20 protein-coding genes and 1 pseudogene are annotated in these 22,783 nt (G+C 42.6%); 5 read left to right on the forward strand and 16 right to left on the reverse strand.

Annotated features, from left to right (window positions below; all coding sequences use genetic code 11):
* Positions 1–23: 23 nt before the first annotated feature.
* The 3 genes from C3F22_RS09600 to C3F22_RS09610 all read right to left on the reverse strand — a co-directional run bounded on the left by C3F22_RS09600 (position 24) and on the right by C3F22_RS09610 (position 2,498).
* Entirely contained in the window at positions 24–929 is a 906-nt protein-coding gene (locus C3F22_RS09600) for a helix-turn-helix transcriptional regulator (protein WP_104426429.1), read from the reverse strand.
* 138 nt (positions 930–1,067) lie between these two features.
* Positions 1,068–1,268, reverse strand: coding sequence for a hypothetical protein (locus C3F22_RS09605; protein WP_004782944.1), 201 nt, complete (start codon positions 1,266–1,268; stop codon positions 1,068–1,070).
* Positions 1,269–1,505: 237 nt separating this feature from the next.
* Entirely contained in the window at positions 1,506–2,498 is a 993-nt protein-coding gene (locus C3F22_RS09610; RefSeq protein ID WP_104426430.1) for an NAD(P)H-quinone oxidoreductase, read from the reverse strand.
* 129 nt (positions 2,499–2,627) lie between these two features.
* On the opposite strand from C3F22_RS09610, the gene C3F22_RS09615 reads away from it, so the two are divergent.
* Together C3F22_RS09615 and C3F22_RS09620 are read left to right on the forward strand one after the other, a co-directional pair.
* Positions 2,628–3,068 carry an N-acetyltransferase gene (locus C3F22_RS09615; RefSeq protein ID WP_005234657.1) on the forward strand — a complete coding sequence of 147 codons (441 nt, stop codon included), beginning with the start codon at positions 2,628–2,630 and terminating at the stop codon, positions 3,066–3,068.
* Positions 3,069–3,092: 24 nt separating this feature from the next.
* Positions 3,093–3,443 carry a thioredoxin family protein gene (locus tag C3F22_RS09620; RefSeq protein WP_104426431.1) on the forward strand — a complete coding sequence of 117 codons (351 nt, stop codon included), beginning with the start codon at positions 3,093–3,095 and terminating at the stop codon, positions 3,441–3,443.
* Between the two features lie 17 nt (positions 3,444–3,460).
* Here C3F22_RS09620 and C3F22_RS09625 read toward each other — a convergent pair whose 3' ends face one another.
* From C3F22_RS09625 to cysD, 6 genes and pseudogenes are all read right to left on the reverse strand, one after another.
* A complete protein-coding gene (locus C3F22_RS09625) occupies positions 3,461–3,721 on the reverse strand; it encodes a DUF2798 domain-containing protein (RefSeq protein ID WP_104426432.1) in 261 nt (86 codons plus the stop codon).
* 18 nt (positions 3,722–3,739) lie between these two features.
* Positions 3,740–4,051: a DUF3861 domain-containing protein gene (locus C3F22_RS09630; RefSeq protein WP_104426433.1), complete on the reverse strand. Its 312-nt coding sequence runs from the start codon at positions 4,049–4,051 to the stop codon at positions 3,740–3,742.
* Between the two features lie 9 nt (positions 4,052–4,060).
* A complete protein-coding gene (locus C3F22_RS09635; protein ID WP_104426434.1) occupies positions 4,061–4,576 on the reverse strand; it encodes a PadR family transcriptional regulator in 516 nt (171 codons plus the stop codon).
* 254 nt (positions 4,577–4,830) lie between these two features.
* A pseudogene (locus C3F22_RS18560) lies at positions 4,831–5,097 on the reverse strand (hypothetical protein).
* 144 nt (positions 5,098–5,241) lie between these two features.
* Complete coding sequence (gene cysN / locus C3F22_RS09645; RefSeq protein WP_104426435.1) at positions 5,242–6,855, reverse strand: sulfate adenylyltransferase subunit CysN; 1,614 nt, start codon at positions 6,853–6,855, stop codon at positions 5,242–5,244.
* Positions 6,856–6,973: 118 nt separating this feature from the next.
* Positions 6,974–7,888 carry a sulfate adenylyltransferase subunit CysD gene (gene cysD, locus C3F22_RS09650; protein ID WP_104426436.1) on the reverse strand — a complete coding sequence of 305 codons (915 nt, stop codon included), beginning with the start codon at positions 7,886–7,888 and terminating at the stop codon, positions 6,974–6,976.
* Positions 7,889–8,205: 317 nt separating this feature from the next.
* On the opposite strand from cysD, the gene C3F22_RS09655 reads away from it, so the two are divergent.
* The 3 genes from C3F22_RS09655 to C3F22_RS09665 all read left to right on the forward strand — a co-directional run bounded on the left by C3F22_RS09655 (position 8,206) and on the right by C3F22_RS09665 (position 11,423).
* The gene (locus C3F22_RS09655) at positions 8,206–8,748 is read left to right on the forward strand and encodes a hypothetical protein (protein ID WP_104426437.1); all 543 of its coding nucleotides are present in this window, start codon (positions 8,206–8,208) and stop codon (positions 8,746–8,748) included.
* Between the two features lie 269 nt (positions 8,749–9,017).
* A complete protein-coding gene (locus C3F22_RS09660) occupies positions 9,018–9,653 on the forward strand; it encodes a YqiJ family protein (RefSeq protein ID WP_005234626.1) in 636 nt (211 codons plus the stop codon).
* Between the two features lie 51 nt (positions 9,654–9,704).
* Positions 9,705–11,423, forward strand: coding sequence for a flotillin family protein (locus tag C3F22_RS09665; protein ID WP_104426438.1), 1,719 nt, complete (start codon positions 9,705–9,707; stop codon positions 11,421–11,423).
* Positions 11,424–11,524: 101 nt separating this feature from the next.
* Here the strand turns inward: C3F22_RS09665 and sucD are convergent, their stop codons facing one another.
* The 7 genes from sucD to C3F22_RS09700 form a co-directional block, all read right to left on the reverse strand.
* A complete protein-coding gene (sucD, locus tag C3F22_RS09670; RefSeq protein ID WP_005234623.1) occupies positions 11,525–12,415 on the reverse strand; it encodes a succinate--CoA ligase subunit alpha in 891 nt (296 codons plus the stop codon).
* Between the two features lie 11 nt (positions 12,416–12,426).
* Positions 12,427–13,593, reverse strand: a complete 1,167-nt coding sequence (gene sucC / locus C3F22_RS09675) for an ADP-forming succinate--CoA ligase subunit beta (RefSeq protein WP_104426439.1) — start codon at positions 13,591–13,593, stop codon at positions 12,427–12,429.
* Positions 13,594–13,777: 184 nt separating this feature from the next.
* On the reverse strand, positions 13,778–15,211 hold the full coding sequence (gene lpdA / locus C3F22_RS09680; RefSeq protein ID WP_104426440.1) for a dihydrolipoyl dehydrogenase: 1,434 nt from the start codon (positions 15,209–15,211) through the stop codon (positions 13,778–13,780).
* Positions 15,212–15,271: 60 nt separating this feature from the next.
* The gene (odhB, locus tag C3F22_RS09685; protein ID WP_005234619.1) at positions 15,272–16,492 is read right to left on the reverse strand and encodes a 2-oxoglutarate dehydrogenase complex dihydrolipoyllysine-residue succinyltransferase; all 1,221 of its coding nucleotides are present in this window, start codon (positions 16,490–16,492) and stop codon (positions 15,272–15,274) included.
* An 18-nt stretch (positions 16,493–16,510) separates the two neighbouring features.
* Positions 16,511–19,333, reverse strand: coding sequence for a 2-oxoglutarate dehydrogenase E1 component (locus tag C3F22_RS09690; RefSeq protein ID WP_005234618.1), 2,823 nt, complete (start codon positions 19,331–19,333; stop codon positions 16,511–16,513).
* An 822-nt stretch (positions 19,334–20,155) separates the two neighbouring features.
* On the reverse strand, positions 20,156–20,866 hold the full coding sequence (locus tag C3F22_RS09695; protein WP_034170519.1) for a succinate dehydrogenase iron-sulfur subunit: 711 nt from the start codon (positions 20,864–20,866) through the stop codon (positions 20,156–20,158).
* A gap of 14 nt (positions 20,867–20,880) precedes the next feature.
* Positions 20,881–22,779: an FAD-binding protein gene (locus tag C3F22_RS09700; protein WP_104426441.1), complete on the reverse strand. Its 1,899-nt coding sequence runs from the start codon at positions 22,777–22,779 to the stop codon at positions 20,881–20,883.
* Between the last annotated feature and the right edge of the window lie 4 nt (positions 22,780–22,783).

Consider the following 22,783-nt stretch of genomic DNA (forward strand, 5'->3'; position numbering starts at 1 on the left):
CAACCTGCTCTACTTTCAAAATATTATCCAGCAGAGCGTAAATAACCTTCCAGATCCTGTTCCAGTTTTTCCTGAAAATGAATCGGCTCAATGATCTTTACATGCGGTAGCCAGTAACGTACCAGTGGCAGCAACTGCATTTCATGACGAATCTGACAACTAATCAATAATTCTCCACACTCTGATTCCTGTTCGATCTGCTGTTCCGGAAATAAACGGCGCTCTTTAAAAAATACCGTGACTTCAGGTTGCACCTTCATCAAAACCTGCTGTTTCTGCTGGCCAAACCAGATGCTATCTTCATCTGCCAGCATTTTCAGAACTTCAGGATCATGCTCAAAGCTTTCATTTTCAAGAACCAGTTTGACTTCCTGCAACTGACTTAAACGATAGGTTTTGAGCTCAGCTTCAGTGACACCGGCCAGATACCAGATGCCATGATGATGAATCAACCGGTATGGCTGGATGATTCGTGCTTGATCGGAATATTGCAGCTCAATCTGCTGCCGTTTATAAATCGCCCCTGCAAGCAACTTGAAATGCTCGGCAAACTGTTTGGCATCTTCAAAATAATAGCCTTTTGCCGAAAATACCTGATTTGCCCGCTCATCCAACAATTCACGAATAAAAGACATATCCAGTGCCGGATACAGCTCACTGATTCCGGACAACTGTGCAAAATTCTGGATATCCTGTAACTTGAAACGCCCTAAATATGAAGGCTCAAGATAATAGCGTTTGGTATTTTCATCCTGTATGAGCGGCACATACGCATTCAGACGAACAAAATCACGCTCAATGGTACGAGTGCTGACCTGAAATTCTCGTGCCAGCTCCTGTACACTCAACTGATGCCCTATATTAAGTTTGGTTAAAATATTTGCCAAACGGTCTGCGAGGCGCTCATGCGTTGACGCATTGTCCTTCATAAATACCCTCTTCATGCCGCTTGTGCAGCACAATGAATCATCTGCTTAGAATTTTTAAATTATGGGAAAATTATACAGCCAAATAAAAAGGAGATTAGAGTTATTCACTTCAACTTAAGGCTAATAGGCAAGGGGTATTTAAGATTTTTTACGACGTTTGTAGTGTGGTTTCGGTGCTGAGTGGCTCAGCCGTTCCATATAGCGTTCCAGATGCAACATGGCTTGATACAGCTTGTGTAAGTCGGAACGAAGTAACTGATTACGGATAATCGCTTTATGCAAACGCTTCAATGCACGAAAGCCATGTTCATGCGTATAAGGGGTCGACACTATCTTCATAATATACTTCCTTTTAATACGTGACATTTCATCTAATACCAAACAATTTAGTCAGATTATATTTAAGCGCTAATTTACTCCTCGGTTTTGACAGGTTGTGTCGAACAATCGACACTTTTTACCATTTTTTAAAATTTATATCCCTATTTCAAGCAATTAATTTAAATTAGTTACCGTTTTTTATGCAAAATAAAAGCCAACAAAAGTTGGCTTTTAGTATTTCTATCACAAGAATAATTAGATGATTTCCACCACAATCTTACCAATATGTTCACCCGTATCCATCGTTGCATGCGCATCCTGAATCTGGTCAAACTTGAAGGTTTTATAAATCATCGGTAAACATTCGCCTTTTGCCCAGAGTGGTGTCACATGCTCTTTCAGGCCTTGGGCAATTTCAGCTTTCTCAGCCGTATTGCGTGCACGCATGGTAGAACCAGTAATGGTCAAACGTTTCATCATGATTTGACCCAATTTTACATCCTTAGCTTTAGCGCCGCCCAGGAATGCAATATACACCAGACGACCATCACGACGCAGCAGATTCAGATTTTTCTCTAGGTACGGCGCACCCACCATATCCAGAATCACATCTACACCGGCATTATCCGTAGCTTCATTGATGACCTGCTCAAAGTCTTGGGTCTTGTAATTGATTCCTGTGGTCAGATGTGAAATCGCCTGAATTTTTTCATCACTGCCTGCTGTCGCGAAGGTTTTGATGCCTAGAGATTTGCACAGCATTAAGGCCGTGGTTCCGATTCCGCTAGTTCCGCCATGAATCAGTACAGTCTCTCCTGCCTTAGCCTTACCCATCTGGAACACATTTGCCCAAACAGTGAAAAAGGTTTCCGGAATCGCCGCAGCCTGTACGAAACTCACACCTTCAGGAATGTTTAAAGTCTGGCTTTCAGGCACGACGCTATATTCTGCATAACCACCGCCATTGGTCAGACCGCAGACTTTGTCACCTACTTTAAACTGGCTTACTTTACTCCCGACTGCAACCACTTCACCGGCAACTTCCAGACCCGGTACCGGAGTCACTCCCTTAGGCATTGGATACAAGCCCTGACGCTGCAAGATATCCGGACGGTTAATCCCGAAAGCATGTACCTTGACTAGCACTTCGTCTGCTTTAGGTTCAGGGATGGCAACGGTTTCATAAGCGAGTTTCTCTACATCACCCGGTTCTGTAATGATGACTTGTTGCATGCTATGTTGCGTCATGGATTCTTTCCCTAATATTCACGTTTCGTATTTTTCGAACTTATTTGAACATAGAAATGCTATGGATTGAAGCAGCATGGACTTATGTATAATCAGCTGCCTATTTAGTAAATTGATATAAGACCACTGATGACAATAATTACAAAAGCGAAAACCGAGGATATCGACGCCATTCTTGAAATCTGGTTCAAAGCTTCTTTAAAGGCACATGATTTTATTCCTGCTAGTTATTGGGAAAATCAGCTGCTTCCAATGCGAGAGGTATATTTACCCTTAGCAGAAAACTATGTCCTTAAAGAAAATCATACGGTGCTTGGCTTTGTTTCATTATTAAAATCGGAAAATGTTTTAGCTGCACTTTTCATTGATCCTGAGCAGCAAGGTGCTGGCTATGGCCGCCGTTTAGTTGATTTCTTAAAACGGCAATGTGATCAGCTGCATTTAAATGTCTATGCTGCAAATACATCAGCAGTTCATTTTTACCAAAAGCAGGGTTTTAAAATGATCAATCAAGGAATCGATGAGAATACCGGTCAGGCTGAACTCACTATGAGCTGGTTTAAATCTTAATTTTGAAATGATGAGAGCAAATTCATGTCAGCAGTCATCACCTACAATGAAGATAATTACAGTGCCTTCGAATGGTTTGAAGGCCTTGCTGTGATCCGGTTCTATGCTGAATGGTGCAAGCCCTGTGTACAGAATTTTCCAGTTTTTGAGGCACTGGCAACACAATATGCTAGGCATGATCCAGAAATTAAGTTCGGTAAAATCAATGTCGATCAATCACCGATTCTGACCTTACGCTATAACGTCTATGGCTTACCCTCTACCCTGATCTTTAAAAATGGGCAGATTATTCACCGTATTGCTGGTGTGAAAAGCCTAACTGAAATGAAATCTATTTTATTTCAAGTTCTAAATGAATCCTCCGATTCCGACTGATTCGAATAAACAATTTCTTATTTAGCAGATTGATCTGGCATCTGCACAAACTGTATCAGGAATTTACGTACCAGCGGCAAGACAAGTAGAATCAGTGGAAATGCCACCAGCCATGACAGTCCCCAAACATGTAGCCATAGCGAGATAAACGCATTGCTCCAGCCTTTATTCAGCAGCATGTTAAAACAGGAAATCGCGCCACTCATAATGCCGGAAAGAATCAAGGGCATTAACCAGTTCAGATGTTTTGGGTGAAATTTTGGGAGATTTTTTTTCATAAATGACCTTTAGAATACTTACTTTCCTTCACTTTGCGCTTTAACTGTCTGTTTCAGGGATTTCATAAACTGGGCAAATTGCGGCATGAATTCCTTGAAGAGTTGCAAATCTTTATTTTCCAGCATGACTTCACTAAACAGTTTTAAACCAACAGTAAATGCCTTGGTGCTTTCCGAATCCAGCAACTGACTGGCTTGAAGTTTTTCCAGTATTTTAAAGATGTCATCGTGATTACCTATCTGAAACTGTAGCTCCTCAGTATAGGTTGATGGATTACCTTGAGCATCAGCCAGATGTTTAACAGTCACTTCATATTGATGTTGTTTCATACCCTGCTCCTATAGTTGACGGATATTGTTTGCAGCCTGTTCAATCTGGGCAGCAATATCACTGAGCTGCTCTGGACGAAGTTCATTTTGCAGTTTGAATCGTAATGAAACTTTCAGGTTTTCGATTGAATTATGGATATCGATATAGCGTTCATCTTCTTGAATACGGCGACGGGTTTCAAAACGGCTAAGCACTTTTTGAAGAGTTTCCTGACTATATTCAAGATGTTCACGGCCTTTGCCTGTAATGTGGTATTGCTTGCGTTCATCAGCACTCATAACCATTTGGGTATATTGCTGTTCTTCAAGATAGTTAATCGTCGGGCAGATCGTGCCTGTACTCGGTTTATAGTCCCCCCCAACCAAAGCAGCAACATCTTTGATAATGTCATAGCTGTACTTAGGCGCTTGAGCAATAAAATGCAGCACGAGCAGTTTCATTTCACCTGCTTCAAAGAGGCGTTTACGAGGTTTTGCGGGACTTTCTCGTTCTTCTGTTAAGATAGAATGAGGTGTTTTAGACATAAAAAAGATATATCTTAAATTTAATTAAGATATATCTTATCATAGATAATATTGAATTTATTTCAAGTGAAGCAATAAAAGTTAAATTTAAAAAGAAAAATAGGCACGAAATACTTGTGAAAAACATCCTGCCTTATAAAGCCATTTTCTCGGTTGAGATTACAACACTTAACTAGGAACCTTTTGTATAGTTACTGTCTTATCTAAATGTATAAAAATAGATGATTTATAATCTTAGTGCCTCAACTTAAATTTTAACTTTTATATTCTCGCACCATCCGATCACTAACACCTTCCGGATAGCAAAGTGGCGCATAACCTCCAGCACGATTATAAGCACTCCGTTTACCGCAACGACTGCCATTACGTGCAGTATTATAAGGACATGGACAATTGCCCGGATAGCTCTCAATAGATTCCTTAATAATCTTCTGTTTAATTGCTTCCGCACTTTGGCTGCCCTACTTGGCTTCTACTCCAAAAGCTACACATAGTCCAATTAGCAATAATAATTTTTTCATACATTCCCCCATCTGAGATCATTGTATAAAGCAGCGAATAAATTGAAAGATCACATTTTTATTATTCGAATGATTTTCAAACAATCAAAATTCAGACAATAAAAAACCCGCCTTACAGCGGGTTTTTCTTAAATCAGTCCAGCCTTATAGACGAACCAATTCCACAATTTTCTCAGCCAGTTCTTCAACTGCATCGGCTGTGTAAGTCACATCTGTACCTTCTGTAAGGTCAGTAATCACTACTACACCAGTTTCACGAACAAGCGCAACCTGTTCAGCAGTCAGACCCGCTTTCGCAATTGCAACCACACCTTGTTGAATCAACAGGCTTTCAAGTGCTTGAGCATTTTCTAGCGCTTTAGCAGTGACAGTGACTGCGGCAGGTTTTTGACCTAAACGTGCAGCACGTGCTTCAGCAGTGACAGGCTCGTTATGTGCAGTCCATTCCACTGCAGCTTCAACCATACCCGCACCAACCGTCACGTTGCTTAGACGGTCGATGAAGATGAATGAACCTGTGTAACGGCTGTCTTGATAACGGTCAAATACCACTGGCGCATCAAATTCGATAGTGACATCAGCAATCGCATTCAGATCAAGCTGCTCTACTTGTAGTTTTTCCAATGTATTGACATTGGTACGGTAGTTAATTTTCGCAACTTTCGCAGGGATAGTTTGAGTACCAAACTTCACGTTATAAAGTTTGCCAACGACAAGCGGCTGATCGTTCATCCACACTACAGACGCGCGAGCAGAACGTGAAATCAGTGGTTGTTCGCCCGCTTTTACCAACACGTTACCACGTGAAATATCAATCTCATCGTTCAGTGTTAAAGTAACAGCTTGACCAGCTACAGCATGATCCAGATTACCATCAAAAGTGACGATTTCTTTTACTGTCGATTTCTTACCAGATGGCAGCGCAACAATTTCATCACCAACTTTCACTTCACCCAGTGCGATGGTACCGCAGAAACCACGGAAGTCGAGGTTAGGACGGTTTACATACTGAACTGGGAAACGGAATTCATCTTTGCTGGTATTACGTGTAATTTCTACAGTTTCCAACGTCTCCATTAAGGTTTGACCTTGGTACCACGGCGTATTTGGTGATTTGTTTACCACGTTATCACCGTTCAACGCAGAAATCGGTGTGAAAATAATATTTTCAGGTTTACGATCGCCCAACTGATCCACGAACTTGTTGTACTCAGCCTGAATTTCATTGAAGCGTGCTTCAGAGAATTCAACTAGGTCCATTTTGTTCACTGCAACCACGATATTACGAATACCTAACAGGCTCGCAATAAATGAGTGACGACGTGTTTGAGTCTGAACACCGTAACGTGCATCGATTAGGATGATGGCAAGATCCGCAGTAGACGCACCAGTTGCCATATTACGGGTATATTGCTCGTGTCCCGGGGTGTCGGCAATGATGAACTTACGTTTTTCAGTAGAGAAATAACGGTAAGCCACATCAATTGTAATACCCTGCTCACGTTCAGCTTGCAGACCATCTACAAGAAGTGCAAGGTCAGGTGCATCGCCAGTGGTACCCACTTTTTTAGAGTCACGGGTAACCGCTTGCAGCTGATCTTCATAAATCAGTTTTGAATCGTAAAGCAGACGGCCGATCAGAGTTGATTTACCATCATCCACGTTACCGCAAGTCAGGAAACGCAATAAGTCTTTATTTTCGTGCTGTTTCAAATAAGCCAAAATGTCTTGGCTAATAAGTTCTGATTGGTGAGACATCGCTCATAGCTCCACAAATACGTTGAAATCGGTTTCTTTTGATCCCTCTAAATCTCCCTTTGTTAAGGGAGACTTTTTTCTCCCCTCTTTGAAAAAGAGGGGCCGGGAGAGATTTCTCTTAGAAGTAACCTTCCTGCTTTTTCTTTTCCATCGAACCTGCTTCATCATGGTCGATCATACGGCCTTGACGTTCAGATGTGGTCGCTAAAAGCATTTCCTGGATAATTTCCGGTAAAGTTGTTGCAGTTGATTCAACTGCACCAGTCAGAGGGTAACAACCTAAAGTACGGAAACGAACCGATTTCATTTGTGGCACTTCACCTGGATTCAGGCGCATGCGCTCATCATCAACCATGATCAGCGTACCATTACGATCAACGACTGGACGTTCAGCCGCTAAGTACAATGGAACAAGTTTGATATTTTCAAGGTAGATATATTGCCAGATGTCTAGCTCAGTCCAGTTAGACAATGGGAATACACGAATACTTTCGCCTTTGTTCACTTTACCATTGTAAAGGTTCCAAAGTTCTGGGCGCTGGTTTTTCGGATCCCAACGGTGTTTAGAGTCACGGAATGAATAAACACGTTCTTTGGCACGTGATTTTTCTTCGTCACGACGTGCACCACCGAAAGCAGCATCAAACTGATATTTATCTAAAGCCTGTTTCAAGCCTTGGGTTTTCATAATGTCAGTATATTTAGAGCTACCATAGTCGAATGGGTTTACGCCCGCATCACGACCTTCTTTGTTCTGATGCACGATCAGATCAAAGCCATGTTCTTTGGCCATGTTGTCACGGAACTTGATCATGTCTTTGAATTTCCAGCCAGTATCTACATGAAGTAGTGGGAATGGAAGTTTTGCAGGATAAAACGCTTTCAATGCTAAATGCAGCATGACTGCTGAATCTTTACCGATTGAATAAAGCATAACCGGATTTTCAAACTCGGCAGCAACTTCGCGAATGATGTGAATACTCTCAGCTTCAAGCTGTTTAAGATGAGTAAGTCTTTCCTCATTTAATGACATGGACAACCTGCGTATTACACGTGTAGTTATTACACTTTATAAAATTTATATTCATTATAGTGATTAACTTTTCATAACGATTGCTTGTTTTGTGATATTCATATATTAAAACGTCATATAAAAATTCACTAATATCAACTATCAGTTTTTATGAATCTGATAGCTTAGCTAAATAAAGACAATTGATTGTTTAGTCAAAGTACTCTGGAAGATTACTTTTAGCAATGAAATGATATATTAATCATCTAAACGGACAGTTCACATCGTGGTGAAAAAAAATTAGAGTAGGATTAGTTCTTCCAATTTATAAACTATGTATGCCTTATAACGAATTTGATTTAGATACTTTAAAATCCCGTCTGGAACAGGCAAAACTTGCCGGTTTTATTTACCAGCACCAGCAACATATTTTGGTTCTTCAGGAACCCTATACTGAAGATGGCAGTCCTTTAAACATTTATATCCAACATGAACTGACAGCGGATCAGATTGGCGTGCAGTTTGGCCTGCGTAAGCTGAATGGTCAATGGGAATACCTGCTCGGTATGACTTATAGCAACCAGCAGGCAGGTTACGAAATAGGTGCCGGCAATCTGAGAGGCGATCAAAAGGCTTTTAACCTGCTTTATGCTTTCTATAACTATCCTAAAGCATTCTTCTTGGTGACCTTACCTTTGTCTGCAAATACTCAGGTATTGGAACAGGCTCTCGACGAACAACTATTTAATCAGCCTGAACTTAAATTTCTGGAGACTGCAGTAAAAACCAATCCAATGGGCGAACAGGTGCAATGGATGAAGAGCTATATCCTGCAACAAGCCCTAGAAATGAAAGTCCGTATCCAGACCGCCATCCTTTAGTTTTTTATACATCTATATAGGGATAGAAAAGCAGACATACATCAATTGCTTTTCTATTCTTTAGATAAATCCTCAGATTCGCTCACCTATATAAATAGTCGACATTTATTTGTAGCTAAGAAAAATACATCACATGTTGTTAAATATTAGTTTTATCAAGTTATCCCGATAGGGATTTTTGTTGTTTTTTACTTACAATTTTATTAATAACTGTTATCTTTAACAGGGTCATAAAATTTCTATAAAACCATAATTAGAGACAGAAACTCATGTGGGAACTGTTCACTCATCCTTCCAACATTGTATTTAGTATCAGTTTAAGTCTGATGCTGATGTTTGCTGCCTTGGAATGTGTCTTGCTGATGCTGGGAGGCGGCTCCCAAAATATGTTCGAACAATTTCTGCCTGAAGAACCGCTTCACCCGGAAGTAGGTGTTGATCAGCATACTGGCCTGCTCAATAAAGTATTCGACTGGCTTTATCTGGGTCGCCTGCCTCTCTTTATCTGGCTCATTATTTTCCTGACCAGTTATGGTCTGAGCGGATTATTAATCCAAGGCCTGTTCGAACGATTTACCAGCCAGCTTTTAAATGCATGGATTATTTCCCCTGCCTGTTTATTTTTATGCATGCCGATTGTACGTGGGCTGTCCGTGCTTGCTGCCAAAATTCTGCCTCAGGATGAAACCATCGCGATCTATAGCGATGAACTGATCGGACGAACCGCTACCATTATTCTTGGAGATGCCAAAGCTAACTCCCCTGCTCAGGCCAAAGTTCAGGATCAGCATGGTAAGACCCATTATGTGCTGGTCGAACCTGAACGCAATGAAATATTTAATCAAGGTCAGACAGTGGTTCTGACTCAAAAAACTAAAAATGGCTTTCAGGCTATTGAACTTTAATTAAACCAATTTCCTATAAAAATCAAGCTTGCCCAAAGAGACTTTATAACAATGCTAAATTTTGATTTATATAATGTTTTGACTATTGCGGGGATTATATTCGTTGGCCTAGTCACCTTCGGATTAATCATTGCACGTTTATACCGTCGTTCCAGTAAAGAGATTTCCTTTGTACGTACCGGTTGGGGTGGTGAAAAAGTAATTTTAGGCGGCGGAGCTTTGGTGCTACCAGTGCTACATGAAATCATTCCAGTGAATATGAATACCCTACGTCTGGAAGTCCGCCGTGCCGATGATCAGGCCTTGATTACCCGTGATCGCATGCGTGTCGATGTAATGGCTGAATTCTATGTACGTGTAAAGCCTACCGCCGATTCGATTGCTACGGCAGCACAAACGCTTGGTCAAAAGACCATGTCGCCAAATGAATTGAAAAATCTGGTTGAAGGTAAATTTGTCGATTCACTCCGTGCGGTGGCTGCTGAAATGGCCATGGAAGAACTGCATGAAAAACGCGTCGACTTTGTACAAAAAGTACAGCAAGTGGTATCTGAAGATCTGCACAAAAATGGTCTGGAACTGGAAACTGTTTCTTTAACTGGCTTAGATCAAACCGGCTTTAAATACTTCAATCCACAAAATGCGTTCGATGCCGAAGGTCTGACCAAACTCACTGAAACCATTGAAGATCGTCGCCGTAAGCGTAATCATATTGAACAGGATACAGATCTGGCCATTAAAGCCAAAAATCTGGAAGCCGAGCAAGCACGTCTACAAATTATCCGTGAAGAAGAATATGCCAAACTGCAACAGGAACGTGAAATTTCGATTCGCCGCGCTGAACAGTTAGCTGAAATTGCAGCTCAGGAAGCTGCAAAAAAACGTGAAGCGGAAGAAGCCCGTATTGCTGCTGAACGTGAAGTAGAACTGAAACGCATTCTGGCAGCTCGTGATGTCGAAAATGAAAACATTCAGAAAGCTCAGCTCATTCAAAAAGCACAGGTTGAACAGAAGAAAACCATTGAACTGGCTGAACAGGATCGTGCGATTGCAATTGCAGAAAAATCCCGTGCTGAATCTGAAGCCAAAGCTTTAGCTGATCAGGCACGTGCTCAAGCGGTTAAAGCGGAAGAAGAAGTCGTCACTGTCCGTCAGATCCAGCAAGCAGAACGTCAAAAAGCGGTTGAACTGGTGGCAGCGAAAGAACAGGCTGAGAAAGATGCAATTGCCATTACCGTTGCAGCAGAGGCTGGCAAACAGGCAGCAGCCGACGATGCAGAAGCGGTTCGTATAGCCGCTGAAGCCGAAGCTGAAAAAGTTCGCTTAAAAGCCAAAGGTGAAGCGGATGCGAAAGTATTACTTGCTCAAGCGATGGAGAAACAGTATCAGGTTGATGCCGAAGGTACCCGTGCAGTGAATGAAGCAAATAATGTACTGTCATCTGAACAGGTGGAAATGCAAATCCGCCTAGCTATGCTGAAATACCTGCCTGAAATCATTCGTGAAAGTGTTAAGCCGATGGAAAACATTGATGACATCAAGATTCTGCAAGTCAATGGCCTACATGGTACACATGCAGGTTCTTGCCAGGCAGATGCCCATCATGAAGGCAGCAATGTTGCTCTCTCCGATCAGGTGGTGAATAGTGCTTTGCGTTATCGTAGCCAGGCACCTTTGATTGATAGTCTGATGAATGAATTAGGCATTCAGGGCGGTGACATCAATGGGATGACCCAAAGCCTGAAAGCCAAAGCTGATGCAGCTAGCTAAAATCTTAATTTTAAAATTCTTATTTATTTAGACTTTAATTTTCTTTTGTAGCAATTATAAAAAAGCCCTCAATAATGAGGGCTTTTTATCAGCTCAACAAATTAAGCTAAACCTTTTTCTTTCAATACCTGGAGCATGGTTGAACCCAACTCTGCAGGACTACGTGTATAAGCCATTCCCGCGCGTTCAAATGCTGCAAACTTCTCTTCAGCAGTACCTTTACCACCGGAAATAATAGCACCTGCGTGACCCATACGCTTACCTTTCGGTGCTGTTACACCAGCAATATAACCTACCACTGGCTTGGTCACATGTGACTGAATATACTCAGCTGCTTCTTCCTCAGCAGTACCGCCAATTTCACCAATCATGATAATGGCTTCAGTTTGTGGATCTTCCTGGAACAGTTTCAAGCAATCAATCTGGTTCATGCCTGGAATCGGATCACCACCGATCCCGATACAGGTAGACTGTCCAAGACCTAATTTAGTGGTTTGTGCAACCGCTTCATAAGTCAAAGTACCTGAACGTGAGATAATGCCGATCTTACCTGGCTGGTGAATATGACCCGGCATAATCCCGATCTTACACTCGCCTGGCGTAATGATACCCGGACAGTTTGGACCAATCAGACGCGTGCCATTACCATTGGTTTCCAAATAACGTTTGGCTTTCAGCATATCCAGTGTTGGTACACCTTCAGTAATCACAACGATCAGCTCAATACCTGAGTCAACAGCTTCTACAATAGAATCAAGTACAAAAGGTGCAGGCACATAAATCACAGAAGCATCAGCTTGAGTTTCTTGCACCGCTTCACGCATAGTATTAAATACTGGCAGATCCAGATGTGATTGACCACCTTTACCCGGTGTTACTCCACCAACAACTTTAGTGCCGTAGGCAATAGCCTGTTCAGAGTGGAATGTACCGTTCTTGCCTGTAAAGCCTTGGACTAAAACTTTGGTGTCTTTATTAATTAATACGCTCATTGTGATACTCCTTAAGCTTTTACTGCAGCAACAATTTTTTCTGCAGCATCGGCCAGGCCATTTGCAGAAATCAATTTCAAACCAGATTCATCTAGTAACTTGGCACCAAGCTCTGCATTGTTCCCTTCAAGACGAACAACGACAGGCACAGTGACATTTACCTCCTGAACCGCTGCAATAATTGCTTCAGCAATCATGTCACAACGTACAATTCCACCAAAAATATTAATCAAGACACCTTGTACAGAAGAATCTGCCAAGATAATTTTAAATGCTTCAATTACACGCTCTTTGGTTGCACCACCACCCACATCCAGGAAGTTGGCTGGCTGACCACCATAAAGCTTGATAATGTCCATGGTTGCCATCGCAAGACCGGCACCATTGACCATACAACCGATATTGCCTTCTAACGCTACATAGTTCAAATCAAATTCAGACGCTTTCAGCTCACGCTCATTTTCTTGTGATTTATCACGTAAAACTGCGACTTCAGGCAGGCGATACAGTGCATTCGAATCAATGCCGACTTTGGCATCGACACAAAGAATATCACCATTTTCACGTACAGAGAGCGGGTTAATTTCAAATAAAGCAAAATCATTTTCGACAAAAGCTTGGTAAGCAGCTGTCATGACTTTGACAAATTGGTTGATCTGGTTATCTTTTAACTTAAGTGCAAATGCCACTTCACGCGCCTGAAATGGCAATAACCCTACTAAAGGATCAACTTCCACTTTAATGATTTTTTCAGGATTTTCTTCTGCAACTTTTTCAATTTCGACACCACCTTCAGTAGATGCCATAAAAGTAATACGACGGCTAGAACGGTCAACCACCGCACCTAAATAAAGTTCACGTTCAACCGGATAAACATCTTCAGACACCAAAATACTATTGACTGGCTGACCATTTGCATCGGTTTGATAGGTCACTAAACGTGAACCAATAATCTGATTGGCATATTCAGCTGCTTCTTCAGCCGACTTTACCACTTTTACCCCACCCGCTTTGCCACGACCACCTGCGTGAACCTGCGCTTTTAATACTGCAAACTTCCCACCAAGCTGCTCAAAAGCATGTACTGTTTCTTCAGCATTGGTAGCAAGAATACCTTCTTGTACAGGCATCCCATATTTTTTTAATAACGCTTTTGCTTGATACTCATGTAAGTTCATTGATTGACCTTTTACTACTTATTTGACTTTGTTATTACACGTTTTCCCAATATTTCTTGGTTCACATCAATCAATATTGGTATTTTTGGATCTTAAATTTTACTTATCTTTATTTTTAGATGATTATTCATTCAAAAACAACCACCAAATGTAAAAAGAGCGGCTGGAGCCGCTCTTTGAAGGATTACTTACGCTTGCGTTGGATCGCGTGAATCGCACGACCATCAACTGCAAGAGCAGCTTCATGTACGACTTCAGAGAACGTTGGGTGACCAAATGTCATCAACTGTAGATCTTCAACTGAAGATACAAATTCAAGTGCAATCATACCTTGGTGAACGATATCAGACGCAGCAGGTCCAATCACGTGCATACCAAGTAGACGGTCAGTTTTTGCATCAGCAACAAACTTCACGAAACCAGCACCTTCACCAGCAGCCAAAGCACGACCATTTACAGCAAAACCGAATTGACCAGTTTTCACTTCATGACCTTTTTCTTTGGCTTGCTCTTCTGTTAAACCTACCCAAGCCGCTTCCGGATGAGTGTAGATGACAGAAATGATGGTGTCGTAGTTCACTTGAGCAGCATGACCGTGGATACGTTCAACAGCCATTACGCCTTCTTCCATTGCTTTATGTGCAAGCATTGGACCACGTACCAAGTCACCGATTGCGTATACGCCTTCAACAGAAGTTGCACACCAGTCGTTTACTTCAACCAGACCACGCTCAGTCAGTTTGATACCTGAATCTTCAGCCAATAGGCCTTCAGCATAAGCACGACGACCCACACAAACGATCAGCTTATCGAAAGTCTGTTCTTTGTCTTCGCCGCCTTGGCTGTATTTAACAGTCACTTCACAACCATTAACTTCAGTACCAGAAACTTTTGCACCGATACGGATATCAAGGCCTTGTTTAGTCAACAGTTTTTGGTAGTCTTTTGCTAATGCTTTGTCAGCCATTGGCAAGAATGCGTCCATTGCTTCAAATACAACAACTTCCGCACCTAGACGACGCCATACTGAACCAAGTTCAAGACCGATTACACCAGCACCGATCACACCAAGACGTTTAGGCACTTCTGGGAATTCAAGCGCACCAGTTGAGTCCACGATCAGGTCTTGATCTACAGGAGCAACAGGAATATTTACTGGTACAGAACCAGATGCAAGAATGACATATTTAGGCTCTAAAACCTGAGTTTCGCCTTCATGCGGTACGAACTCAACTTTTTTACCAGCAAGTAATTTACCAGTACCCTGTAACCATTCGATGCCATTACCTTTAAGTAACTGTGCAACGCCACCAGTCAATTGCTCAACGACTTTGTCTTTACGCGCCAGCATTTTAGACAAATCGAAAGTAACTTCACCCGTTGTAATACCGTGGTCATCTAAATGCTTAACAGTATCTTCATAACGGTGAGAAGAATCTAGAAGTGCTTTAGAAGGAATACAACCGACGTTTAAGCAAGTACCGCCTAAAGAAGGTTTACCTTTATGAATACGTTTTTCGATACATGCAACTTTAAAACCAAGCTGTGCAGCACGAATTGCAGCTTCGTAGCCACCTGGGCCACCACCAATTACAACTAAATCGAATTGTTGAGACATTATTCTCTCCAAAAATGGACTTAGAGGATCACCCTAAGCCCATGGATTTATTCTTTAGAATTAAAGATCAAGGATCAGACGAGCTGGTTCTTCTAACAATTCTTTGATTGTTACAAGAAAACCTACAGCTTCTTTACCATCAATGAGACGGTGGTCATAAGAAAGCGCTAGGTACATCATTGGCAAGATTTCAACCTGACCATTCACTGCCATAGGACGTTCCTGGATTTTATGCATACCCAAGATCGCAGTTTGTGGAGTGTTCAAGATTGGAGTTGAAAGTAATGAACCGAAAGTACCACCGTTGGTAATAGTGAAAGTACCACCAGTCATGTCTTCGATTGCAAGTTTACCTTCACGCGCTTTCCCAGCGTATGCACGGATGCCGTTTTCAACTTCAGCATAGTTCATGCGGTCTGTATCACGAAGAACAGGAACCACTAGACCACGGTCAGAAGAAACCGCTACACCAATGTCATAGTAACCATGGTAAACAATGTCGTCGCCATCGATCGATGCATTCACTGCTGGATAGCGTTTCAGTGCTTCAGTCGCAGCTTTAACGAAGAATGACATGAAGCCTAGACGCGCACCATGACGTTTTTCAAACGCTTCTTTGTACTGGTTACGCATTTCCATAATTGGTTTCATGTTAACTTCGTTGAACGTAGTCAACATTGCTGTTTCTTGAGTTGCAGCAAGCAGACGTTCAGCAACACGTTTACGCAGACGAGTCATTGGAACGCGTTTTTCAATACGTTCACCAACCGCAACGCTTAACGGTGCAGCAGCAGGCGCTGCAGGTTTAGACTGATGGTTCGCAACATCTTCTTTAGTGATGCGACCGCCACGACCTGTACCAGATACGTCAGCAGCATTGATACCAGATTCAGTCAATGCTTTACGTACTGCTGGAGCTTGGTCTTGAACCTGTTGACGCTCAACGATCGGTGCATTACCCGCTTCAGTTTTTGCAGCAGCTTGCTCTACTGATGCTTCAGTTTCAGATTGAACTGCTTGAGTTTGAGTTGCGCCAGATACAGCACCTTCTTCAAACTGTGCAATCACTTCAGCAGAAAGCACTGTATCGCCTTCATTTTTAACGATTGATGCAATTGTACCGTCTGCAGGAGCAACAACTTCTAAAACAACTTTATCAGTTTCAATATCACAGATCACTTCATCACGTGATACTGCTTCACCTGGTTGTTTGTGCCAAGTTGCGATCGTACCGTCCGCAACTGACTCTGGAAATACCGGTGCTTTAATTTCGGTTGCCATTATTTAGAATCTCCTGGATTATTCAGCATCGATCGCTAGAGCGTCGTTAACGAGCTGAGCTTGTTGTTTTGCATGCAAGTATGGTGAACCACACGCCGGTGCAGCTGAAGCTTCACGGCCTGCGTAACTAATACGGATTTGTTTGCCCGCTTTCATCACATCGTCATATAAACGAGGCGCGATGAACAACCAAGCACCTTGGTTTTTCGGTTCTTCTTGTGCCCAAACCAGTTCTTTCACGTTTGGATACTGAGCAAGAACTTCTGCAAGACGTGCTTCTGGGTACGGATACAATTGTTCAATACGTACAATTGCAGTGTTGTTCAATTCTTTTTCACGACGTTTTTCAACCAGATCGTAGTAAACCTTACCACCACACAATACCAGACGGGTTACGTCTGCTTTGTTAATGTTATCTACTTCGTCGATCACAGTCTGGAATGTACCGTTAGCCAGTTCTTCCAGATTAGACACCGCTAATTTATGACGAAGCAATGATTTAGGTGACATGATGATCATTGGCTTACGGATCGGGCGGATTGCCTGACGACGTAACGCGTGGAAGATCTGTGCAGGTGTAGTTGGAGTCATCACTTGCATGTTATCTTCAGCACATAGTTGCAAGAAACGTTCCAGACGTGCAGATGAGTGCTCAGGGCCTTGGCCTTCGAAACCGTGTGGCAGAAGCATAGTCAGACCACATACACGTTCCCATTTGGTTTCACCAGATGAGATGAACTGGTCAATCACCACCTGCGCACAGTTTGCAAAGTCACCGAACTGAGCTTCCCAGATGATCAGACTCTTAGGAAGAGTCGTCGCATAACCATATTCAAATGCCAGTACTGCCATTTCAGACAATAAAGAGTCATAGATCGCAACGCGCGGTTGGTTCTCTTTGATGTGGCAAAGTGGAATATAAGTTGAGCCATCTACCTGGTTATGCAGTTTTGCATGACGGTGTGAGAATGTACCACGACCCACGTCTTCACCAGTTAAACGGACCAGATAACCATCATCTAGCAGTGATGCATAGGCTAGAGTTTCAGCAGCACCCCAGTTCAGCGGCATTTCACCAGTTTGCATTTTCAGACGGTCGTCAATCACTTTAGATACCTGACGCTGCATCACGAAGCCTTCTGGAAGCTCACGCATTTTGCGACCAAGCTCTTTAAGACGTTCTAGATCACATGTAGTATCCCACTCGTCTGTGTATTCATGGCCCAGGTAAGGTGTCCAGTCTACGAACATTTTCTTGTTCGGCTCTAGAACCAGTGCATTGGCTACATGTTTACCGGCTTCAAGATCAGAACGGTATTGTTCAACCATTTGATCTGCAGTTGCGCGATCAAGTACACCTTCTTGAACCAGTTTGTCAGCATAAAGCGTACGAGTGGTCGCTTTTTTGTTGATCACCTGGTACATCATTGGCTGAGTTGCAGCTGGTTCGTCCGCTTCATTATGACCACGACGACGGTAACAGAACATATCGATCACGACGTCTTTACGGAAAGTATGACGGAAGTCATGTGCAAGCTGGGCAACAAATAATACAGCTTCCGGATCATCACCATTTACATGGAAGATCGGTGCCTGGATCATTTTCGCGATATCAGTACAGTATTCTGTAGAACGCGCATCACGTGGATCAGATGTGGTGAAACCAACCTGGTTGTTCACTACGATATGAACTGTACCACCTACTGTGTAACCACGAGTCTGTGACATCTGGAAGGTTTCTTGGTTTACGCCTTGACCTGCAAATGCAGCATCACCGTGAACAATCACTGGTAACACGTCATCGCCGCCAATGTCTTTACGACGGACTTGACGTGCACGTACAGAACCTTCAACTACAGGTCCAACGATTTCAAGGTGAGATGGGTTAAACGCCAATGCCAAGTGAACTTCACCACCTGGAGTCATCACGTTAGAAGAGAAACCTTGGTGATACTTAACGTCACCAGAACCTTTCTTGTGTAGTGATTTGCCTTCGAACTCACCGAACAGGTCAGCCGGGTTTTTACCCATGATGTTAACCAGAAGGTTCAGACGACCACGATGTGGCATACCGATTACGACTTCTTTACAGCCTACAGAACCGGCACGCTGGATCAATTCATTCACCATAGGAATGAAAGACTCACCACCTTCAACACCAAAACGTTTTGCACCCACGAATTTATTACCGAGGTATTTTTCCAGACCTTCAGCCGCAGTTAAACGTTCAAGAACATGTTTTTTCTGATCAGCACTCAGGCCATATTGACCACGTGCGCTTTCAAGACGTTGCTGGATCCAGCGTTTTTCTTTGGTATCCACGATATGCATGTATTCAGCACCGATAGAGCTACAGTAAGTCGCTTCCATCGCTTGGACCATTTCGCCCAAAGTCGCTGCTTCCTTACCAATCGCAAGGTTACCGGTATTGAATATAGTGTCCAGATCAGACTGAGTTAAACCGTGCGCAGAAAGATCAAGATCTGGCACAACTTCTCGTTTAGCCAGACCTAATGGATCCAGTTTTGCTTTTTGGTGGCCACGGTTACGGTACGCAGCAATCAGCTGTAAAACGCCAATTTGACGACGTTCATGCTCTGAACTTACTGTCGATTGGATAACAGGCTGAATACGGCTTGAATTGCGACCTAAAAGTAGGAATTGCTCACGTACATTGCTGTGTGGTTGATCACCTTTTGGGAATTTATCGAAGTACGCTCTCCAGTCAGCACCCACTGAGTCTGGAGCAGTGAGGTACTGCTCATAAAGTTCTTCAATATACGCTGCACTATCAGCGGAAAGTTCAGTGTCAAGACGCAGAGCGTCAGCAACTTCTTGCATTTGTGGACCCATTTCCTATTGCAAAAACATTTTCAGGATGCTTTTTAAGCAAAACCCAGGATTAGTAATGTCAAATTGATAATTCAACATTAGTCCCCCATAAGGCATAAGCCATGAGGCGTTATCACCACACCAAGAAAATTCTTGATATGTTTAATGAACAATAACGCCCCTCAGCGGCATCATCACTCATTGAATACCCGATCGTGACCGAGCAATTTTTTGCAAATCGACTTAGAAAAAACAAAGATTTAAACTATATTTTTTCTAAAGCGACTTTGACTTACATTTATATACCAGTCTCTACTTTTTCCGTGTTTAAAAAATGTACACCGGCCCACACATTTTTTAAATATAATCTTGTGCTAAATGCTATCACGATCTCGACTAATCAATTGATTTTTTTGACGAGGAACGCATGTTTTTTAGTCAAATACTTCCGTCAGAAATTACTCTAACATAGGGAGCTTTAAATAAAAAACACATTCAGCGTAGACTAAAGTCCTACATCTTTTTGATAAACAAAAAGAGAGTAAATCTTCCAATCCACTCCCTTTGCAACTTTGCGTTATATAATAACATTATTGAAAACCTTTTTCAGTCCAGAATTACATCTAAAAATCATAAATACCTCAAACAACATCATAATAGTGCATAAATCCAACTAGAATGCTCTGCAATGATTCATTACCCGATTTGATCATATGAGATACAGCACCAATAACAGCAGTTTTCACTATCACTGTTCATTTATGGAGCCCTATAAAGCAAAAAGCACACCAAGTGGTGTGCTTTTTGAAAAACTGTTGATTGCAGTCTAAATTAGCCAGCCATATCTAGAAGCATGTTACGGATGTGACCGATTGCTTTAGTAGGGTTCAAGCCTTTAGGACATACAGATACACAGTTCATGATACCTTTACAACGGAACAGAGAGAACGGATCGTCAAGACGAGCCAGACGCTCTTGAGTACCTGTATCACGCGAATCAATGATGAAACGGTATGCATTCAACAATGCTGAAGGACCCAAGAACTTGTCTGGGTTCCACCAGAATGATGGACATGAAGTTGAACAACATGCACAAAGAATACATTCATACAGACCATCAAGATGTTCACGTTCTTCAGGAGACTGCAGACGCTCTTTAGGAGGTGCAGGCTGGTTGTTGATCAAGAACGGATGAATCTTGTTGTACTGATCGTAGAACTGGTTCATGTCAACTACAAGGTCTTTAACTACTGGAAGACCTGGTAGTGGACGGATTGTGATTGTTTCTGGTAAATCATTCAGGTTCCACAGACATGCAAGACCGTTTTTACCATTGATGTTTACACCATCAGAACCACAAATACCTTCACGACATGAGCGACGGAACGTTAAAGATTCGTCTTGTACTTTTAAGGCCAGAAGTGCATCAAGCAACATACGGTGCTTGTCAGTCAATTCCAGTTTAAAAGTTTGCATGTACGGTGCTGCATCCTTATCAGGATCGTAGCGGTAGATATTAAATGTACGAGTACCTCTACTCATCTTACTTCTCCGAATTAGAATGTACGTGGTTTAGGTGGAATCGCATCAACCGACAATGGACGGTAACGCACTGGCTTATACTCAAGACGGTTGTCCGCAGAGAACCATAATGTGTGCTTCATCCACTCATCATCACGACGACCGTATGGGTATGCAGGATGGTCAGGAGACTCTTCAAAGTCTACCACCGTATGCGCACCACGGCATTCTTTACGCGCTGCAGCTGAAATTAGAGTCGCTTTAGCAACTTCATACAAGTTTTCAACTTCAAGTGCTTCAATACGTGCTGTGTTGAATACTTTAGATTTGTCTTTCAAGTGAATGTTGCGCACGCGCGGTTCAATTGCAAGAATCTGTTTCACACCTTCTTCAAGAAGTGCAGATGTACGGAATACACCAGCGTGGTCTTGAACGATGTCACGAATCGCATCAGCAACTTCTTGAGCATTTTCACCTGTAGTTGATTCGTCAAGTTTACGAATACGTGCAACAGTTTGCTCAAGTACAGTTGTAGGAAGCGGTTCATATTCATCACCGTGGTGTTTAGTCACATAATCGATGATGTGCTGACCGGCAGCCTTACCAAATACAACCAAGTCAAGCAGTGAGTTTGTACCTAGACGGTTTGCACCATGTACAGATACACAAGAACATTCACCAATCGCATAGAAACCTTTCACTGGTTTAGTGAAGTTACGGCCTTCTTGGTTAGTAGAATAGGTATCAGTATTCTTGTCGTAGTTCGTTACTAGAGGTTCAGATTCTGGAGACTCAGGAACAACTACCTGACCATGAATATTCGTAGGAATACCACCCATTTGGTAATGGATTGTTGGTACTACAGGAATTGGCTCTTTAGTAATGTCAACGTTCGCGAATTTCTTGCCAATCTCGAATACAGATGGCAGACGTTTCATGATGGTGTCAGCACCCAAATGAGTCATATCAAGAAGGATATAATCGCCTTTAGGACCACAACCACGACCTTCTTTGATTTCCTGGTCCATAGAACGTGATACGAAGTCACGAGGAGCCAAGTCTTTCAGAGTCGGTGCATAACGTTCCATGAACGGTTCGCCGTCTTTGTTACGAAGGATTGCACCTTCACCACGACAACCTTCAGTCAACAGTACGCCTGCGCCCGCAACACCTGTAGGGTGGAATTGCCAGAATTCCATATCTTGTAATGGAATGCCTGCACGAGCTGCCATACCAAGACCGTCACCAGTGTTGATATATGCGTTAGTAGATGCACGGTAAACACGACCAGCACCACCTGTAGCGAACAATGTAGCTTTCGCCTGGAATACGGCAATTTTACCAGTTTCCTGATCGATTGCTGTCACACCCAGTACATCACCAGCTTCGTTACGGATCAGGTCAAGCGCGATCCATTCAACGAAAAACTGAGTACCCATTTTCACATTGCTTTGATAAAGCGTATGAAGAAGCGCGTGACCTGTACGGTCGGCTGCAGCACATGCACGTGGAACTGCTTTTTCACCGTAGTTTGCAGAGTGACCACCAAATGGACGTTGGTAAATCGTACCGTCTGCGTTACGGTCAAATGGCATACCTAAATGTTCTAATTCGTATACCACTTGCGGTGCTTCGCGAGTCATAAACTCGATCGCGTCCTGGTCACCTAACCAGTCAGAACCTTTAACTGTGTCGTAGAAGTGGTAGTGCCAGTTATCTTCTTGCATGTTACCAAGAGATGCACCGATACCACCCTGCGCTGCTACAGTATGAGAACGTGTTGGGAATACTTTAGTCAGTACCGCAACTTTCAAACCTGCTTGAGCAAGTTGGTAAGAAGCGCGCATACCAGAACCACCACCACCAACGATAACTGCATCGAAAGTTTCGTGTGGAATATTTGTGTAATCTTCTTTAGGGGTTATAGCGCCCATGATT

Origin of the sequence: Acinetobacter sp. ACNIH1 (genome assembly GCF_002934695.1) — a bacterium.
Lineage (GTDB): Bacteria > Pseudomonadota > Gammaproteobacteria > Pseudomonadales > Moraxellaceae > Acinetobacter > Acinetobacter variabilis.

Coding starts and splice junctions, on each gene's coding strand:
- C3F22_RS09600 (WP_104426429.1), bottom strand. CDS start 929: ATGAAGGACAATGCGTCAACGCATGAGCGCCTCGCAGACCGTTTGGCA.
- C3F22_RS09605 (WP_004782944.1), bottom strand. CDS start 1,268: ATGAAGATAGTGTCGACCCCTTATACGCATGAACATGGCTTTCGTGCA.
- C3F22_RS09610 (WP_104426430.1), bottom strand. CDS start 2,498: ATGACGCAACATAGCATGCAACAAGTCATCATTACAGAACCGGGTGAT.
- C3F22_RS09615 (WP_005234657.1), top strand. CDS start 2,628: ATGACAATAATTACAAAAGCGAAAACCGAGGATATCGACGCCATTCTT.
- C3F22_RS09620 (WP_104426431.1), top strand. CDS start 3,093: ATGTCAGCAGTCATCACCTACAATGAAGATAATTACAGTGCCTTCGAA.
- C3F22_RS09625 (WP_104426432.1), bottom strand. CDS start 3,721: ATGAAAAAAAATCTCCCAAAATTTCACCCAAAACATCTGAACTGGTTA.
- C3F22_RS09630 (WP_104426433.1), bottom strand. CDS start 4,051: ATGAAACAACATCAATATGAAGTGACTGTTAAACATCTGGCTGATGCT.
- C3F22_RS09635 (WP_104426434.1), bottom strand. CDS start 4,576: ATGTCTAAAACACCTCATTCTATCTTAACAGAAGAACGAGAAAGTCCC.
- cysN (WP_104426435.1), bottom strand. CDS start 6,855: ATGTCTCACCAATCAGAACTTATTAGCCAAGACATTTTGGCTTATTTG.
- cysD (WP_104426436.1), bottom strand. CDS start 7,888: ATGTCATTAAATGAGGAAAGACTTACTCATCTTAAACAGCTTGAAGCT.
- C3F22_RS09655 (WP_104426437.1), top strand. CDS start 8,206: ATGCCTTATAACGAATTTGATTTAGATACTTTAAAATCCCGTCTGGAA.
- C3F22_RS09660 (WP_005234626.1), top strand. CDS start 9,018: ATGTGGGAACTGTTCACTCATCCTTCCAACATTGTATTTAGTATCAGT.
- C3F22_RS09665 (WP_104426438.1), top strand. CDS start 9,705: ATGCTAAATTTTGATTTATATAATGTTTTGACTATTGCGGGGATTATA.
- sucD (WP_005234623.1), bottom strand. CDS start 12,415: ATGAGCGTATTAATTAATAAAGACACCAAAGTTTTAGTCCAAGGCTTT.
- sucC (WP_104426439.1), bottom strand. CDS start 13,593: ATGAACTTACATGAGTATCAAGCAAAAGCGTTATTAAAAAAATATGGG.
- lpdA (WP_104426440.1), bottom strand. CDS start 15,211: ATGTCTCAACAATTCGATTTAGTTGTAATTGGTGGTGGCCCAGGTGGC.
- odhB (WP_005234619.1), bottom strand. CDS start 16,492: ATGGCAACCGAAATTAAAGCACCGGTATTTCCAGAGTCAGTTGCGGAC.
- C3F22_RS09690 (WP_005234618.1), bottom strand. CDS start 19,333: ATGCAAGAAGTTGCTGACGCTCTGCGTCTTGACACTGAACTTTCCGCT.
- C3F22_RS09695 (WP_034170519.1), bottom strand. CDS start 20,866: ATGAGTAGAGGTACTCGTACATTTAATATCTACCGCTACGATCCTGAT.
- C3F22_RS09700 (WP_104426441.1), bottom strand. CDS start 22,779: ATGGGCGCTATAACCCCTAAAGAAGATTACACAAATATTCCACACGAA.